Annotated in this window: 14 protein-coding genes and 1 pseudogene; 10 read left to right on the top strand and 5 right to left on the bottom strand. The window is 62.0% G+C overall.

The genetic code is table 11. The features are described from left to right. Position 1: 1 nt before the first annotated feature. From AC1DMK_RS13215 to AC1DMK_RS13230, 4 genes are all read right to left on the bottom strand, one after another. Positions 2-1,639 (bottom strand): ABC transporter ATP-binding protein, encoded by a 1,638-nt coding sequence (locus AC1DMK_RS13215; RefSeq protein WP_477859558.1) that lies wholly within the window; start codon positions 1,637-1,639, stop codon positions 2-4. After that, positions 1,636-2,784 (bottom strand): ABC transporter permease, encoded by a 1,149-nt coding sequence (locus AC1DMK_RS13220; protein ID WP_477859560.1) that lies wholly within the window; start codon positions 2,782-2,784, stop codon positions 1,636-1,638. Before AC1DMK_RS13220 ends, AC1DMK_RS13215 begins: the two co-directional genes overlap by 4 nt. Next, a complete protein-coding gene (locus AC1DMK_RS13225) occupies positions 2,784-3,878 on the bottom strand; it encodes a microcin C ABC transporter permease YejB (RefSeq protein WP_037062755.1) in 1,095 nt (364 codons plus the stop codon). Before AC1DMK_RS13225 ends, AC1DMK_RS13220 begins: the two co-directional genes overlap by 1 nt. Positions 3,879-4,028: 150 nt before the next feature. Then, on the bottom strand, positions 4,029-5,864 hold the full coding sequence (locus AC1DMK_RS13230; RefSeq protein ID WP_477859562.1) for an extracellular solute-binding protein: 1,836 nt from the start codon (positions 5,862-5,864) through the stop codon (positions 4,029-4,031). A gap of 257 nt (positions 5,865-6,121) precedes the next feature. Here AC1DMK_RS13230 and mepA point away from each other — a divergent pair, with 257 nt between their 5' ends. From mepA to AC1DMK_RS13270, 8 genes and pseudogenes are all read left to right on the top strand, one after another. Continuing rightward, the gene (mepA, locus tag AC1DMK_RS13235) at positions 6,122-7,195 is read left to right on the top strand and encodes a penicillin-insensitive murein endopeptidase (protein ID WP_477859564.1); all 1,074 of its coding nucleotides are present in this window, start codon (positions 6,122-6,124) and stop codon (positions 7,193-7,195) included. A gap of 84 nt (positions 7,196-7,279) precedes the next feature. Next, positions 7,280-7,663, top strand: a complete 384-nt coding sequence (locus tag AC1DMK_RS13240; RefSeq protein WP_037062743.1) for a methylglyoxal synthase — start codon at positions 7,280-7,282, stop codon at positions 7,661-7,663. A 32-nt stretch (positions 7,664-7,695) separates the two neighbouring features. Then, positions 7,696-8,721, top strand: a complete 1,026-nt coding sequence (locus tag AC1DMK_RS13245; protein ID WP_477859566.1) for a glucokinase — start codon at positions 7,696-7,698, stop codon at positions 8,719-8,721. A 92-nt stretch (positions 8,722-8,813) separates the two neighbouring features. Further along, positions 8,814-10,601 carry an ABC transporter ATP-binding protein gene (locus AC1DMK_RS13250; protein WP_477859568.1) on the top strand — a complete coding sequence of 596 codons (1,788 nt, stop codon included), beginning with the start codon at positions 8,814-8,816 and terminating at the stop codon, positions 10,599-10,601. 22 nt (positions 10,602-10,623) lie between these two features. Continuing rightward, a complete protein-coding gene (gene dapB, locus AC1DMK_RS13255; protein WP_037062738.1) occupies positions 10,624-11,448 on the top strand; it encodes a 4-hydroxy-tetrahydrodipicolinate reductase in 825 nt (274 codons plus the stop codon). Positions 11,449-11,469: 21 nt separating this feature from the next. Next, positions 11,470-12,105, top strand: a complete 636-nt coding sequence (locus tag AC1DMK_RS13260) for a 2,3-bisphosphoglycerate-dependent phosphoglycerate mutase (protein ID WP_037062735.1) — start codon at positions 11,470-11,472, stop codon at positions 12,103-12,105. 169 nt (positions 12,106-12,274) lie between these two features. Then, the gene (locus tag AC1DMK_RS13265; protein ID WP_477859678.1) at positions 12,275-12,529 is read left to right on the top strand and encodes a type II toxin-antitoxin system RelE/ParE family toxin; all 255 of its coding nucleotides are present in this window, start codon (positions 12,275-12,277) and stop codon (positions 12,527-12,529) included. Further along, a pseudogene (locus AC1DMK_RS13270) lies at positions 12,513-12,834 on the top strand (helix-turn-helix domain-containing protein). Before AC1DMK_RS13265 ends, AC1DMK_RS13270 begins: the two are co-directional and overlap by 17 nt. Before the next feature lie 41 nt (positions 12,835-12,875). Here the strand turns inward: AC1DMK_RS13270 and phnF are convergent. Beyond that, positions 12,876-13,607, bottom strand: a complete 732-nt coding sequence (phnF, locus tag AC1DMK_RS13275) for a phosphonate metabolism transcriptional regulator PhnF (RefSeq protein WP_037062733.1) — start codon at positions 13,605-13,607, stop codon at positions 12,876-12,878. A 98-nt stretch (positions 13,608-13,705) separates the two neighbouring features. On the opposite strand from phnF, the gene phnG reads away from it, so the two are divergent. Both phnG and phnH read left to right on the top strand, forming a co-directional pair. Further along, positions 13,706-14,191, top strand: coding sequence for a phosphonate C-P lyase system protein PhnG (gene phnG, locus AC1DMK_RS13280; protein WP_477859571.1), 486 nt, complete (start codon positions 13,706-13,708; stop codon positions 14,189-14,191). Beyond that, positions 14,191-14,799, top strand: a complete 609-nt coding sequence (gene phnH / locus AC1DMK_RS13285; RefSeq protein WP_477859573.1) for a phosphonate C-P lyase system protein PhnH — start codon at positions 14,191-14,193, stop codon at positions 14,797-14,799. The genes phnG and phnH overlap by 1 nt, the downstream gene beginning before the upstream one ends. Position 14,800: the final 1 nt, after the last annotated feature.

Genomic DNA, 14,800 nt, shown 5'->3' on the forward strand with positions numbered 1-14,800 from the left:
TTTATTGTTGCACAGCCGGCGTCGGCACGGCCTCTATGTTGAAGGCGGCAGCCATCAGCGCCTTGGTGTAGTCGTCCTTCGGCGCGCGAAAGATCTCCGATGACGCGCCCTGTTCGACCACCTTGCCGAAGCGCATGACAATGACGTCGTTGGCCAGCGCCTTCACCACCTTGAGGTCGTGGCTGATGAAGAGATAGGCGAGATCGTGCTTCTTCTGCAGGTCGCGCAGCAGATCGACCACTTGCGCCTGCACGCTCATGTCCAGCGCTGAGGTCGGTTCGTCGAGCATCACGAAACGCGGCTTCAACACCATGGCGCGCGCAATCGCAATGCGCTGGCGCTGGCCGCCGGAAAACTCGTGCGGATACCGCCACCGTGTCGTCGGGTCGAGGCCGACCTCCTCCAGGGCCCAGCAGACGCGCCGGTCGCGTTCCTCGTAGGACAGCGACCGCTCGTGAACCTTCAGCCCTTCGGCGATGATGTCGCCAACCGACATGCGCGGGCTGAGCGAGCCGTAGGGATCCTGGAACACCACCTGCAGCTGGTTGCGCAACGGCCGCATCTCGGTAAACGAATAGTCGGCTATATCCTTGCCGACGAAGCTGATCCGCCCGCGCGACGAGATCAGCCGTGTCAATGCAAGACCGAGCGTCGTCTTGCCGGAGCCGGATTCGCCGACCACGCCGAGTGTGTGTCCCGAGCGCAGCGACAGGTCGATCCCGTCCACGGCCTTCACATGGTCGACAACCCTGCGCATCAGCCCCGCCTTGATGGGGAACCACACGCGGATGTCGGACCCCTGCATGACGATCGGCTTCGTTGTGTCGGAAAGCGGCGGCTCCCCACGCGGCTCGGAGGCGAGGAGGTGCCGCGTGTATTCGTGCTTCGGATTGGCGAAGACCTCGTCGACCGTGCCGGTCTCGACGATCTTGCCCTTGGTCATCACGCACACCCGGTCGGCGAACTTTCGCACGATCCCGAGGTCGTGGGTTATGAACAGCATGGACATGCCGTGCTGCCCCTTCAGCTGCCGCAGCAGCTCGAGGATCTGTGCCTGCACCGTCACGTCGAGAGCCGTCGTCGGCTCGTCGGCGATCAGCAGCTCCGGGCGGTTGGCGAGCGCCATCGCGATCATCACGCGCTGCCGCTGCCCGCCGGAGAGCTCGTGCGGGTAAGCCTTAAGGCGTTTCTCCGGTTCGCGGATGCCGACCTGGTTCAGCAGTTCCAGCACGCGCGTGCGCGCCGCCTGGCCGGTCAGGCCCTGATGCAGCGCCAGGATCTCCGCGATCTGCTTTTCGATGCTGTGGAGCGGGTTGAGCGACGTCATCGGTTCCTGGAAGATCATCGTGATGTCGTTGCCGCGCACCTCGCGCAACGCCTTGTCCGATGCCTTCAGGAGGTCCTTGCCCTTGAAGACGATTGCTCCGGAGGGGTGGCTCGCCGAGGGGTAGGGGAGGAGACGAAGGATCGAGTTGGCGGAGACCGACTTGCCCGATCCGGACTCGCCCACCAGCGCCACCACTTCCCCCTTGTGGATGTCGAAGGAAATCCGATCGACGGCCAGCGATGTTTCCCCGCCTTGGTGAAAGGCAACCGAGAGATCGCGGACGGACAGCAGGGTTTCACCGGTATCGCTCATTGAAACGTCTTCCTTGGATCGAATGCGTCACGCACGGCCTCGCCGATGAAGATCAGAAGCGAGAGCATGATCGACATGGCGAAGAAGGCGGTCAGGCCGAGCCACGGCGCCTGCAGGTTGGACTTCCCCTGGGCAATCATTTCGCCCAGGGAAGGCGAGCCGGGTGGCATGCCGAAGCCAAGGAAGTCGAGTGAGGTCAGCGTCGTGATCGAACCCGACAGGATGAAGGGCAAGAAGGTGAGGGTCGCCACCATGGCGTTCGGCAACAGGTGGCGCCACATGATGGTGCGGTTGTTGACGCCGAGCGCGCGGGCGGCGCGCACATACTCGAAATTTCGCGCGCGCAGGAATTCGGCGCGCACGATGCCAACGAAGCCGACCCAGGAAAACAGCAGCATGATGCCCAGCAGCACGAAGAAGCCGGGCGGCAGGATGGCGGCGATGATCAGCAGGATGTAGAGCACCGGCATCGACGACCAGATCTCGATGAAGCGCTGCAGGAGCAGGTCGGTCCAGCCGCCGAAATAGCCTTGTATCGCACCGGCTCCCACGCCAACGACCGCGGAGCAGATCGTCAGCACCAGGCCGAACAGCACCGAGATGCGGAAGCCGTAGATGACGCGCGCAAGCACGTCGCGCGCCTGGTCGTCGGTGCCGAGCCAGTTGAGGTTGCTCAGGCTGCAGCCCGGATCGTTGACGCCCTGCGGATAGCCGGAGCAGCGCTCCTCCTTGCTCATCATCCAGAAGGGGGCGGTCGGTGCCGAATGCGGGATGTTGGAGTTGACCGAGCGGTAGGAGTAGCGGATCGGCGGCCAGATCATCCAGCCGTTCGCGTTGATCTCGCCCGATATGACGTCGGAGCGGTAATCGGTTTCAGCCAGGAACCCGCCGAATTTCTCCTCGGGATAGTTGACCAGTACCGGAAACAGGATCTCGCCCTTGTAGGAGGCGACGATCGGCCGGTCGTTGGCGATGAATTCGGCAAACAGGCTGAGCACGAACAGTACGAGAAACAGCCAGAGCGACCAGTAGCCGCGGCGGTTCGCCTTGAAGTTCTTCCATCGGCGGACGTTGGTCGGCGACAGCAGCCCCTTGCGCGGCGGCTTGACCGGCGTCGCGGTCACGGGATTGGCGGCGGTGTCCATCAGACGTCCCTCCGCTCGAAGTCGATACGCGGATCGATCCAGGTGTAGATCAGGTCGGAGACGAGGCTGACGAACAGGCCGAGCAGCGAGAAGATGTAGAGCGTTGCAAAGACGATCGGATAGTCGCGGTTGACCACCGAGAGGTAGCCGAGGCGCCCGAGCCCATCGAGCGAGAAGATATTCTCGATCAGGAGCGAACCGGTGAAGAAGGCGGAGATGAAGGCGCCGGGGAAGCCGGCGATGATGATCAGCATGGCGTTGCGGAAGACGTGGCCGTAAAGCACCTGCCGTTCGTTCAGACCTTTGGCGCGGGCAGTCACGACATACTGTTTCTTGATCTCTTCGATGAACGAGTTCTTGGTCAGCAGCGTCGTCGTCGCGAAGGCGGCGAGCGACAGCGAGATCAAAGGCAGTGCCAGATGCCAGAAATAGTCGAGCGGCTTCTGCCACCAGGCAAGCTGGTCGAAATTGTCCGAGACGAGGCCGCGCAGTGGAAACCAGTCGTAGAACGAGCCGCCGGCGAAAAGTACGATCAGCAGGATGCCGAACAGGAAACTCGGCACCGCATAGCCGATGATGATCACGCCCGAGGTCCAGACGTCGAAGGTCGAGCCGTCCTTGACGGCCTTGCGGATGCCGAGCGGGATCGAGATGCCGTAGGAAAAGATCATGATCCAGACGCCGAGCGAGGCCGAAACCGGCAGCTTGTCCTTGATCAGGTCGAGCACGGACGTGTTGCGGAAGAAGCTCTCGCCGAAATCGAAGCGGATGTAGTTCCACATCATCTCGCCGAAGCGCGTCAGCGGCGGCTTGTCGAAGCCGAACTGCTTCTCGAGCTTGGCGATCAGCTCCGGATCGAGGCCCTGCGCGCCGCGGTATTTCGAGCCGCCTTCATCAAGGCCGCTCCCGCCCATCAGGTCGCCGCCACCGCCGGAAATGCGCGAATCCGCCCCCTGCGCGTCGCCGGTCAACTGCGCGATCACCTGCTCGACGGGGCCGCCCGGAGCAAACTGGATGACGGTGAAGGATATGGCCATGATGCCGACGATCGTCGGGATCATCAAAAGCAGGCGGCGAAGGATATAGGTTCCCATCAGCGCGCGGCCTTCCAGGTCTCGAATTTCGCCAGGATGCGCGTCCTATCAGAAGTCTTCAATCCGTAGCCTTTCGCCGGTTGTCCCGGCTTATCCATGGTGATTCGAATGGGCCATTTGGACCCTAGCCGCCGGGCCAACGCAAGTCCGCTATTTAGCGTCCTTCGACCACCAGCTTTCCGGGAAACCGATAGAAAAGTCGGGATACTGCGCGGGATGGCTAAGGTTGTCCCAATAGGCAATCGAATAGGTATCCCGGTAGAAAAGCGGGATGACATAGTGGTTGGCGAGCAGCACGCGGTCCATCGCCTTGATCGCCGCCACCTGCTCATCGCGGTTCTGCGCGAAAATGATCATGCGAACCAGTGCATCGATGGCCGGATTGGCGATCCCCGCATAGTTGCGGGAACCCCGCTGATCGACCGAGCCCGAACCCCAGTAATCCGCCTGCTCATTGCCCGGATTCATCGTCTCGGCCCAGACATTCCAGATCATGTCGTAGTCGAAGCTGCGTGCCCGGTTTGTATATTGCGAAGCATCCACGGTCCGCACCCGGGCATCAATGCCGATCTTCTTCAGATTGTTGGCATAGGGTACGGCCCAGCGCTCCAGTATGGGGCTCGACAGCAAAATTTCGAAACTCATGGGCTGGCCGGTTTTGGTGTTCACCATGCGGTTGCCCTTGATATCCCAGCCGGCATCCTTCAACAGCGCGATCGCCTTGCGAAGGTTGTCGCGACTCTTCTTCGGGTCGCCGCCAACCGGATTGGTATAGGGCGTCGTGAAGATCTCTGGCGGGACCTTATCCTTCAAGCCCTGCAGAAGCTCCAGTTCCCGACCCTGCGGAAGGTCGGAGGAAGCAAGTTGCGTATTCCAGAAATAGCTGTCGATGCGCTTGTAGCTGCCGAAGGCGACCGTGCGGTTCAGCTCCTCGAAATCGAAGGCATAGTTCAAAGCTTCGCGCACCCTCTCATCCTTGAAGGTGTCGCGACGCATGTTTGGAACGAGCGCCTGCAGGATACCGGTCGAGCGCAACGGGTTGGGAACATCTTCTTTCTTGACACGCCCATCCTTCACGGCCGGGAAGTCATAACCCGTTGCCCAGCGAGCCGCCTGCGTTTCCTGCCAGTAATCGATATTGCCTGCCCGGAAGGCTTCGAATTCGACATCTCGGTCGCCGAAATACGTATAGAAAATATTGCGAAAGTTATTCTGGCCGACATTCACACCGATGTCCTTGCCCCAATAATCATCTCGCAACTCGTAGCGGATCGTCGCGCCCGCAGAAAAAGCCGCGATCTTGTATGGGCCAGACCCCATGACCGGCTCGAGGGTCGTCTTCGAGATATCGCGCGGTTTTCCGTCGGGGCCTTTCCCTTCCCACCAATGTTTGGGAACGATGACGAGTTGCCCCAGAATGTTTGGCAGTTCCTTGTTGGCTGTTTCATCGAAGGTGAACTTCACGTCGCGATCACCAAGCCTTTCGGCCTTCACGACATGTTTGTAGTAGTTCGAAAGAAGCGGATTGAGCTCTTTGGCCTTGTCGAAGCTGAAGATCACATCATCAGGCGTTACCGGTTGGCCATCGGCCCATTTTGCATCGGCACGGAGGCGGAAGGTCGCGTTTGATACGTCAGCAGGAAAGGACACTCCTTCGGCCAAAAGCCCGTATGACGACAAGACTTCGTCATCGGCGGATTTCATAAGGGTCTCGAACGGCAAGGCCAGCCCGATGGCGGCCTGACCTTTCGATAAGATCGGGTTGAAGGTGTCGTAAGTTCCTGCCGTCGAGAGCCTGAGATCCCCGCCCTTCGGCGCATCCGGATTGACGTAGTCGAAATGCTTGAAGCCCGGCTGATATTTGAGTTCGCCGATTGTCGACGTGCCGATCCGGAAGTTCTGTTCCTGCGCCGACGCCTGCAAGGGCAGAACAAGAACGCCGGCAAGAGAGAGAACCCAACCCAGTTTCGACCACGCACGCGTCATTCGCCAGCCCCATATTGTTGTTCGCTTCGCCGAGAATAGGCGAAAAGCAGGCGAAAAACAGGTGAGCCGCCAGTTTTTATAGGGCTCGCGGAATCGTGACCGTTGTGCCGGCGGCCTGGGTCGCTCGACCGACTTCGCCGGGGGGATCTCGCCACGCAGTCGGCCAAGGCCAAAACATCGATTCACCAAAATTGCTTTTCACGGTAGGCTCAGCTGCAAATCACCCGACCAGAGTCGGCAGACGTTCAGGAAATGGCATGGTTCTCCGCATCTCTCACGCTCTTCACGGCCTAGGCAGGCTGGCACTCGCCGGCGCGATGGGCGCAAGCCTCGTCGCAGGCGACGTCGCCGCGCAACAGAAACAGCCGAGCCCGGGCAGCGCGAAGGCGATCTTCGGTTCGGTCGCGCTACCGACGCAGGGAGGGGCGCAGCCTTTCGGTTTTTATGCCAAGGGCTGCATGTCGGGCGCTGTGGCCCTGCCGACCGACGGCCCGACCTGGGAGGCCATGCGGCTTTCGCGCAATCGGCGCTGGGGCAATCCTGCGATGGTCGGACTGCTGGAGCGGCTCTCGCGCGATGCCGCAAAGTATGACGGCTGGCCCGGTCTTCTCGTCGGCGATATTGCGCAGCCGCGCGGCGGGCCGATGTTCAACGGCCACGCCTCGCACCAGATCGGCCTCGACGCAGACGTCTGGCTCACCCCTATGCCGTCCCACAGGATGAGCGCAGAGGAACGTGAGACGATGCCTTTCACGACGATGCTGCAAAAGGACGCGTTCCTAACCATCAATCCTGACGTCTGGAGCGCTGCGCACGCGCGGCTCCTGATGCGCGCCGCAAGCTACCCGCAGGTCGAGCGGATCTTCGTCAATCCGGCAATCAAGAAGAAGATGTGCGACACCTGGACCGGCGATCGCACCAATCTGGGCAAGCTTCGTCCCGAATATGGTCACGATTCGCATTTCCATATCCGCATGAAGTGCCCGCCGGGTGCGGCCGGCTGCAAGCCTCAGGCGCCCGTTGCCGCCGGTGACGGCTGCGACAAGTCTCTGGCATGGTGGTTTACCAAGGAGCCTTGGGCTGCCCCGAAACCGCCCAAGCCCGGCACAAAGCCGGTCAAGCCGCGCGAGGTGATGGTATCGGATCTTCCGAATGCCTGCTCCGCGGTTCTCGCTGCGCCGTCGGTCGGTTCGGCGCGGGGCGCGACCTATGGCGGCGCGTCGGCGGCCGAAGCATTGACAGTCGCGCCGGCGGCGGAGCCTGCTGTCGCTCCCGACGGTGCGCTGCCTGCCACCGGCCCTGTTCCCGATGACAAGCCGTCAGTCCAATGAGCGTGGGCACAGCACTCTTTAAAAGGCAAAGCTCTTCGTATAGAAGCGGTCAAATCGATTGAATTTCAGACGGAGGTCTCCTTTATGGCCAGTGGCAAATGCCTTGCGTTGATTGCACACGACCAGAAGAAGGATGACATGGCGGAATTCGCCCGCCGCAACCGCGAGACGCTGGCGGTGAACTGGAAGATCGTTGCCACAGGAACGACCGGCGGCCGCGTTCTGGACGCAGCACCGGACCTTGACGTGACGCGGCTGAAGAGCGGCCCGCTCGGCGGCGACCAGCAGATCGGTGCGCTGATTGCGACAGGCGAGGTCGATGCCCTGATCTTCTTCGTCGACCCGTTGACGCCGATGCCGCACGACGTGGACGTCAAGGCGCTGATGCGGCTGGCAATCGTCTATGATATTCCAATGGCGCTCAACGAAGCGACTGCGGACAAGCTTATCGGAAATCTTCACGCATAACCGGCGCTGAAGGCGCACCAACGGAACCTGCCATGCACCAGCTCGATACCAGCGAAGCCTCCTTGCCCTATCCGATCCTGATCGGCGATATCGGCGGCACCAATGCCCGCTTCGCGATCATCGCGGACGCTGCCGCTGAACAGATTAATTTTCCGAACGTCCGCACCGCCGATTTCGAGACCATCGACGACGCGATCCGTGCCGCCATCCTCGAAAAGAGCGTCATCAAGCCACGCTCGGCGATTCTGGCCGTCGCCGGTCCGATCAGCGACGACCAAATCCCGCTGACCAATTGCGATTGGGTCGTCCGTCCGAAAACGATGATCGAAGGGCTCGGACTGGAAGACGTGCTCGTCGTCAACGATTTCGAGGCGCAGGCGCTGGCGATCTCCGACCTCTCCGGCGAAAACAGGGAGCGCCTGGGCAACGGGTCAGGTGAGATGGTCGCTTCCCGCGTCGTCCTTGGTCCCGGCACCGGTCTTGGCGTCGGGGGCCTCATCCATGCGCGCAACGTCTGGATCCCTGTGCCGGGCGAGGGCGGCCACGTCGATCTCGGGCCGCGCACCAAGCGGGATCTTGAGATTTTTCCCCATGTCGAAACCATCGAGGGCCGGATTTCGGCGGAACAGATCCTCTGCGGCCGCGGTATCGTCAACCTCTACCGTGCAATCTGCGCCGCCGACGGTGGCGAGCCGACCTATGCCGACCCGGCTGACATCACCGCGCACGCGCTTGCTGGAACCGACCCCGTCGCCGTCGAAACGATCGCGCTGTTTTCGACCTATCTCGGCCGCGTCGCCGGCGATATGGCGATGATTTTCATGGCTCGCGGCGGCGTCTTCCTGTCCGGCGGCATCTCGCAGAAGATTCTGCCGGCGTTGAGAAAGCCGGAGTTCCGGGCCGCATTCGAGGACAAGGCGCCGCATTCTGCCTTGCTCGCGACCATCCCTACCTACGTCGTCACCCATCCGCTTGCGGCGCTGGCTGGCCTCTCCTCCTACGCGCGCAAACCGGAAAGTTTCGGCGTTTCGACGGACGGGCGTCGCTGGCGACGTTAGCCGACCCTAGCCAAACGGGCGTCAACTCTTTATAGAGCCGCTCGAGCGCGAGCCGACGTTTCGGTTCGCATGGTCCGAGACAGGAAGCTTTTTTGACTTCATCCAACAACCAGCAGCGACCTGTTGACAGCGGTACGGTCACCGCCGTTCTGAAGCGCATCATTGCCGAAAATGGGCGCGAGCACATCTGGGGATATGCTATTGCCATCGGCTGCCTCGTGATCGTGGCGCTATCGACGGCCTTCACCGCCTGGATCATGCGCTCGATTATCGACGAAGCCTTCGCCAATCGGCGTGCTGATGTCGTCTGGATCATCTGTCTTGCGATCTTCATCGCGTTCGTCATGCGTGGCTTTGCCAGCTATGGCCAGGCGGTGGCATTGTCCAAGATCGGCAACAATATCGTTGCCCGCTATCAGAGCCGTCTCTACGTGCATCTGATGACGCTGTCGGTCGGCTATTTCAACGAAGCGCGTTCCGCCCGGATCGCGGCACAGGTCAGCCAGAATGTCGGTGGCATCCGGGATGTGCTGAACCTGACTATCACGTCGACCGCGCGCGACCTTCTGACCTTCGTGGCGCTGATCGGCGTCATGGTATACCAGGACCCGCTGCTCAGTTTGGCGGTGCTGATCCTCGCCCCGCCCTTGCTGCTGGCGTTGCGCTATCTGTCCAAGCGCCTGCGTCAGGCAACAAAAGAGGCCATCGATCTCAACAGCCACGTGCTGGGCGCGATGCAGGAGACCATCCAGGGCATTTCCATCGTCAAGGCTTTCACGATGGAGAGGCAGCTCGAGCAGAAAATCAACAAGATCATCGTCGCCGCGGAAGAGCGTGGGAACAAGATCGCCAAGCTGTCGGAGCGCAATGCGCCGATGACCGAAACCTTCGCGGGCTTTGCGGTCGCAAGCGTGCTGGCCTACGCGGCATATCGGTCGATCTATTTCAACGCGCCGCCGGGCGCCTTTTTCTCCTTCGTGACGGCACTGCTTCTTGCCTACGATCCGGCGCGCCGCCTTGCCAAGTTGCAGGTGCAGATGGAGCGGGCGGCCGTCAACGCCCGCATGATCTACGAACTCCTGGACATGGAGCCGCGCCAGCGCGATTTGCCGGACGCCAAGCCCCTCGTCGTGACCAAGGCCCGTATCGAGTTTCGCACCGTCGCTTTTGCCTATGGCAGCGATGCGGTTCTCAACGGCGTGAATTTCGTGGCCGAAGGGGGCAGGACAACCGCTCTCGTTGGTCCTTCCGGCGCCGGAAAATCCACGATCATCAATCTCATTCCCCGCTTCTATGACCCGGCGTCCGGCGATATCCTGATCGATGGCCAGGACATAGCCCACGTCACCAAGCAGTCGCTCCGCGAGCAACTGGCCTACGTCTCTCAGCAACCTTACCTGTTCGAGGGTTCCATCCGCGACAACATCCGCTATGGCCGGCCGGACGCGACGGATGCCGAGGTTGAGGATGCCGCCCGCCTGGCCTACGCACACGATTTTATCCTTGCCCAGCCCCGAGGCTACGACACCCCCGTCGGCGAAAACGGCGTGACGCTCTCCGGCGGTCAGCGCCAGCGTCTCTCGATTGCCCGGGCGCTCGTGCGCAATGCGCCGATCCTGTTGCTCGACGAAGCCACATCGGCGCTCGACACGGAGTCGGAAGCGGCCGTTCAGAAGGCGCTCGACGAAGCCATGACCGGCCGCACCGTCGTTGTCATCGCGCACCGGCTGTCGACTGTGGTCCGCGCCGACAAGATCGTCGTCATGCAGCAGGGTCGCGTCGTCGAGGAGGGCAACCACGAGGCGCTTGCGAAGCGCAGTAACGGACTCTACGCTCGCCTCAACAACCTTCAGAGGCCCGCTGCCTCGGATTCACACTGATCAATTGGGACGACAGCCTGACATGGACGATGCTGCGATGAAGCTGGTGGTGGTTGGGGCAGCAGGTCGCATGGGGCAGACGCTCATACGGCTCCTCCATTCCATGGAAGGCGTCACGCTGCATGCGGCGGTGGCGCGCCCCGGCTCGGCATTCATCGGCAAGGATGCGGGCGAGATCGCAGGCCTTGGTCCAAATGGCGTCATCATCGGCGACGATCCGCTGGCCGCCTTTCTGCATGCCGATGGCGTCCTCGATTTCACCACGCCGGCGACGACGAACGAATTTGCTGCGCTCGCAGCGCAGGCCCGCATCGTGCACGTGATCGGCACCACAGGTTGCTCGACTGAGGACGAGGCGAAGATCGCGGCCGCGGGCCGCCACGCCCGCATCGTCAAATCAGGCAATATGGGCCTCGGCGTCAACCTGCTCAGCGTTCTCGTCGAGCAGGCGGCCCGCGCACTCGATCCCGTAGATTGGGATATCGAAGTTCTGGAGATGCATCACAAGCGCAAGGTCGACGCGCCCTCCGGCACCGCGCTGCTGCTGGGAGAGGCCGCTGCCAGGGGACGCGGTATCGATCTGGCCGCCAGCTCGGTTCGTGTTCGCGACGGCCATACAGGTCCCCGCGAGGTCGGCACCATCGGTTTTGCCACGCTGCGCGGCGGCTCCGTTATCGGCGAGCACTCCGTCATCTTCGCCGGTGAAGGCGAGCTGGTCACCATGTCGCACAGCGCCGGCGATCGCTCGATCTTCGCGCGCGGCGCAATCAAGGCGGCACTTTGGGCCCGCGACAGGAAGCCGGGTCTTTATTCCATGCTCGACGTACTCGGGCTTTCCCAAAACTGATCTTTTTCGGAGGCATTTTTCATGAGCGGCACCCTCGTCCTCGTTCGCCACGGCCAGAGCGACTGGAACCTGAAGAACCTTTTTACCGGCTGGAAAGACCCTGAGCTGACCGAGCTCGGCGTTCAGGAAGCCAATACAGGCGGCAAGGCGCTTTCCGATTACGGCATCAAGTTCGACATCGCCTTCACCTCAGACCTGAAGCGCGCCCAGGACACGCTGAAGATCATTCTCGACAATGTCGGACAGCCCGGCCTTGAAACGATCCGCGACCAGGCGCTCAACGAGCGCGACTACGGCGATCTCTCCGGCCTCAACAAGGACGACGCGCGCGCCAAGTGGGGCGAGGAGCAGGTCCACATCTGGCGCCGCTCCTATGACGTCCCGCCTCCGGGCGGCGAAAGCCTGCGCGATACCGGCGCCCGCGTCTGGCCGTACTACCTGACGGAAATCCTCCCGCGCGTCCTGCGCGGCGAAAAGGTTCTAGTCGCCGCCCACGGCAATTCGCTGCGCTCGCTGGTGATGGTGCTCGACCGCCTGACCAAGGAACAGATCCTTGGCGTCAACCTCGCGACCGGCGTTCCCATGGTCTACAAGCTCAACGTCGACAGCACGGTCGCTTCCAAGGAAGTGCTCGGCGACATGTCCGGCGCGCATTGAGACCGTAGCGCATAGAATCGAAAGGCGCGGCCCTCACGGCCGCGCCTTTACGTCTTGAGACCGATCGAAATCGGTAGGACTCGGTGCGACCTTATGCGCGATGATTGAGCGCGTGTTCAAAACGGCGTGATTCGCCAGGGCACCCCGGAGGCACGCATTCCTCATTTGCATCTGGGCAGGCCGACGATCTGTTAAGAAGCGCCTCAACGACAATCATCATCGCTCTGTCATCCTGGCGAAAAGCGGCCGGTTATGGGTCTTCGAATATCTGTTCGCAAAGAAGGATCGAGACAACATCAGGGATGATGAACCGGCCGCCTTTCGCCAGCTTGAAAAAGTCTACACCGTTTTGAGCGATGAGCAGCTAGGCCAATTGCTGCAGGACGCCCACTTCAAGGAGATATGCAATGACGACCCGCCGTAAGTAGAAGTCTGGTGCGTTTGAGGCGGTCCATTCCTCGGCGGAAGCCCTTTTCAAGGTCGGCACCGTGGACAAGGCGACGTTGCGCAGCTTCGATGAGGCATGTTTGAGCGCCGTCGGAATTCCAGCCCAGGGATATCAAGGCGCTACGCGAGCGAAATCGCGTGAGCCAGCCTGTCTTCGCCCGTTACCTTAACACCAGCGAGTCGACGGTGCAGAAATGGGAGAGCTGCGCCAAGCGGCCGAGCGGGATGGCACTAAAGCTGCTGGCCGTCGTTGAAAAGCATGGGCTCGACGTTCTGGTATAGTACCGCGTCAATGACCGCCGGCGCAGTGCTCCTGACAGCCGTCAGTTCTCGATCGTGAACTGCACCCGGTCCGCTGAGAAGCGGCTGATCGAATACTGTACGGGCACGCCGTCCAGATCCGTATTCATCGCCTTGGTAATCAGAACGATCGCGCCCGGCGTCAGTTCGAGTGCTGCGATATCGCCGGTATCGGCATGGGTGGCCGTGATCTCCGTCGTCGCGCGCACGTAGTCGGAAAGGCCGAGTTCGGCGAATGCCCGCGTGATCGATTCCGTCTTCTCGTAGGCCGCAGGCATTCCGGCAAAGCGCTCGGCGGGAAACCATGTCGTGGCGCACGAAACCGGGCGGCCGTCGGCCTTGCGGACGGTTTCCATCCTGATGACCGGCGCTCCCGGCCGCAGCTTCAGCCATCGGGCAACTTCGGCATCGGCTCTATCCTCGCCAGAGGCAAGCAGCAGCCCGCGCATCTCGCGCGCTTGCTCGCCGATCCCTGTTGTAAATCGCGTGCGCTTGGTGATCGGGAAGTTCAGGCGCTCCTTGCGCTCGATCAGCGTTCCGCGGCCCTGCACGGCGCGCACGATACCCTCCTGGGCGAGGGCGGCAAGAGCGCTACGCACCGTATGGCGGTTGACGCCGAATTGCAGCGCCAGCACCGTCTCGGGCGGCACCATGCCGGTCCCGTCATAGGCCCCTGCGCTGATCGCCTGCCGAATGCGGTCGGCGATCTGGCGCCAGAGCGCGACGCCTGTCTGTCTTTGCACCTGCCCAGCCATTTTACCCCTTGATGTCACACGCTTGTCACGTCGGTCATTTAAGCGTAACCATACCTTGTATAGTTGTCTATATCAATAGACATTTAAAGGATATGGCGATGACCTCGACGGAAACGAACCAAGCGGCAGACGAAAAAGGACGGGCCGAAAGCGGGCGCAAGCGCGTTGCCGACCTGCTGGCCCGTGCAGAGCGGCAGGAGTTGGAAGCGGCCTGGGAAGCGCTGGCCGACAAGCCTGCCGTCCAGCCGGTGCGCGGCCCGGAAACCGGGCTCGTCATGGTTCGCGGTCGCATGGGCGGGGGCGGTGCGCCTTTCAATCTCGGTGAGATCACGGTGACGCGCGCGACGGTTCGGTTCGCTTCCGGCACGGTCGGCCATGCCCAGGCGCTCGGCACGGATCGCGAAAAGGCCAGGCTCTCGGCAATCGTCGATGCACTCTGGCAGGAAGCCGAAACGCAGCCCTTCATCGAGCAGGTATTGCTGACGCCGGTCGCCGCCCGCATCGCCGGCGCCGACCGCCGCAAGGCAGACGAGACGGCGGCAACGCGCGTCGATTTCTTCACCATGGTTCGCGGAGACGACTGATGAGCCTCAAGACCGAAGCCCTGACCGGTGGTTTTGCCCAGCCGGTGTTCCACGCCCAGAGCGTTTTCAAGCTGATGATGGATGCGATGGCCAGACCGGGCACCATCCAGACCGTCTCCCCGGACGCCACACCGCCGGCTCCACTCGGCATTGCTGCCGGCGCGATTGCGTTGACGCTTTGCGACCACGACACACCGGTCTGGTTGTCTGCGGGCCTTGTCAAGTCGGCCGTTCCGCAATGGCTGGGTTTCCACACTGGCGCGCCAGTCACATCGGAAAAGGCGGAAGCGCGTTTTGCGGTTGTCGAAAGCGGCGCCTCGCTTTCCTCCTTCGGCCTCTTTGCATCGGGCACCCAGGAGTATCCCGATCGCTCCACGACGCTCGTCATCGAACTTTCCGATCTCGAAGGCGGCCGCAAGCTTGCGCTGATGGGGCCCGGCATCAAGAGCGTCACCGACGTGGCGCCCCTCGGCCTGCCGGACTCCTTCCTGCGCCTCTGGACGGAAAACCGCGCGCTCTTCCCGCGCGGCATCGACATCGTCTTGACCTCGGGCAGCCGGTTCCTCTGCCTGCCGCGCACCACCAAAATCACCGCAACGGAGATGTGAG

It is taken from the genome of Rhizobium sp. 05L419, assembly GCF_056397845.1.

Excerpts from the sequence above, each read along its gene's own strand:
- AC1DMK_RS13215 (WP_477859558.1), bottom strand. The coding sequence starts at position 1,639 with ATGAGCGATACCGGTGAAACCCTGCTGTCCGTCCGCGATCTCTCGGTT.
- AC1DMK_RS13220 (WP_477859560.1), bottom strand. The coding sequence starts at position 2,784 with ATGGACACCGCCGCCAATCCCGTGACCGCGACGCCGGTCAAGCCGCCG.
- AC1DMK_RS13225 (WP_037062755.1), bottom strand. The coding sequence starts at position 3,878 with ATGGGAACCTATATCCTTCGCCGCCTGCTTTTGATGATCCCGACGATC.
- AC1DMK_RS13230 (WP_477859562.1), bottom strand. The coding sequence starts at position 5,864 with ATGACGCGTGCGTGGTCGAAACTGGGTTGGGTTCTCTCTCTTGCCGGC.
- mepA (WP_477859564.1), top strand. The coding sequence starts at position 6,122 with ATGGTTCTCCGCATCTCTCACGCTCTTCACGGCCTAGGCAGGCTGGCA.
- AC1DMK_RS13240 (WP_037062743.1), top strand. The coding sequence starts at position 7,280 with ATGGCCAGTGGCAAATGCCTTGCGTTGATTGCACACGACCAGAAGAAG.
- AC1DMK_RS13245 (WP_477859566.1), top strand. The coding sequence starts at position 7,696 with ATGCACCAGCTCGATACCAGCGAAGCCTCCTTGCCCTATCCGATCCTG.
- dapB (WP_037062738.1), top strand. The coding sequence starts at position 10,624 with ATGGACGATGCTGCGATGAAGCTGGTGGTGGTTGGGGCAGCAGGTCGC.
- AC1DMK_RS13260 (WP_037062735.1), top strand. The coding sequence starts at position 11,470 with ATGAGCGGCACCCTCGTCCTCGTTCGCCACGGCCAGAGCGACTGGAAC.
- phnF (WP_037062733.1), bottom strand. The coding sequence starts at position 13,607 with ATGGCTGGGCAGGTGCAAAGACAGACAGGCGTCGCGCTCTGGCGCCAG.
- phnG (WP_477859571.1), top strand. The coding sequence starts at position 13,706 with ATGACCTCGACGGAAACGAACCAAGCGGCAGACGAAAAAGGACGGGCC.
- phnH (WP_477859573.1), top strand. The coding sequence starts at position 14,191 with ATGAGCCTCAAGACCGAAGCCCTGACCGGTGGTTTTGCCCAGCCGGTG.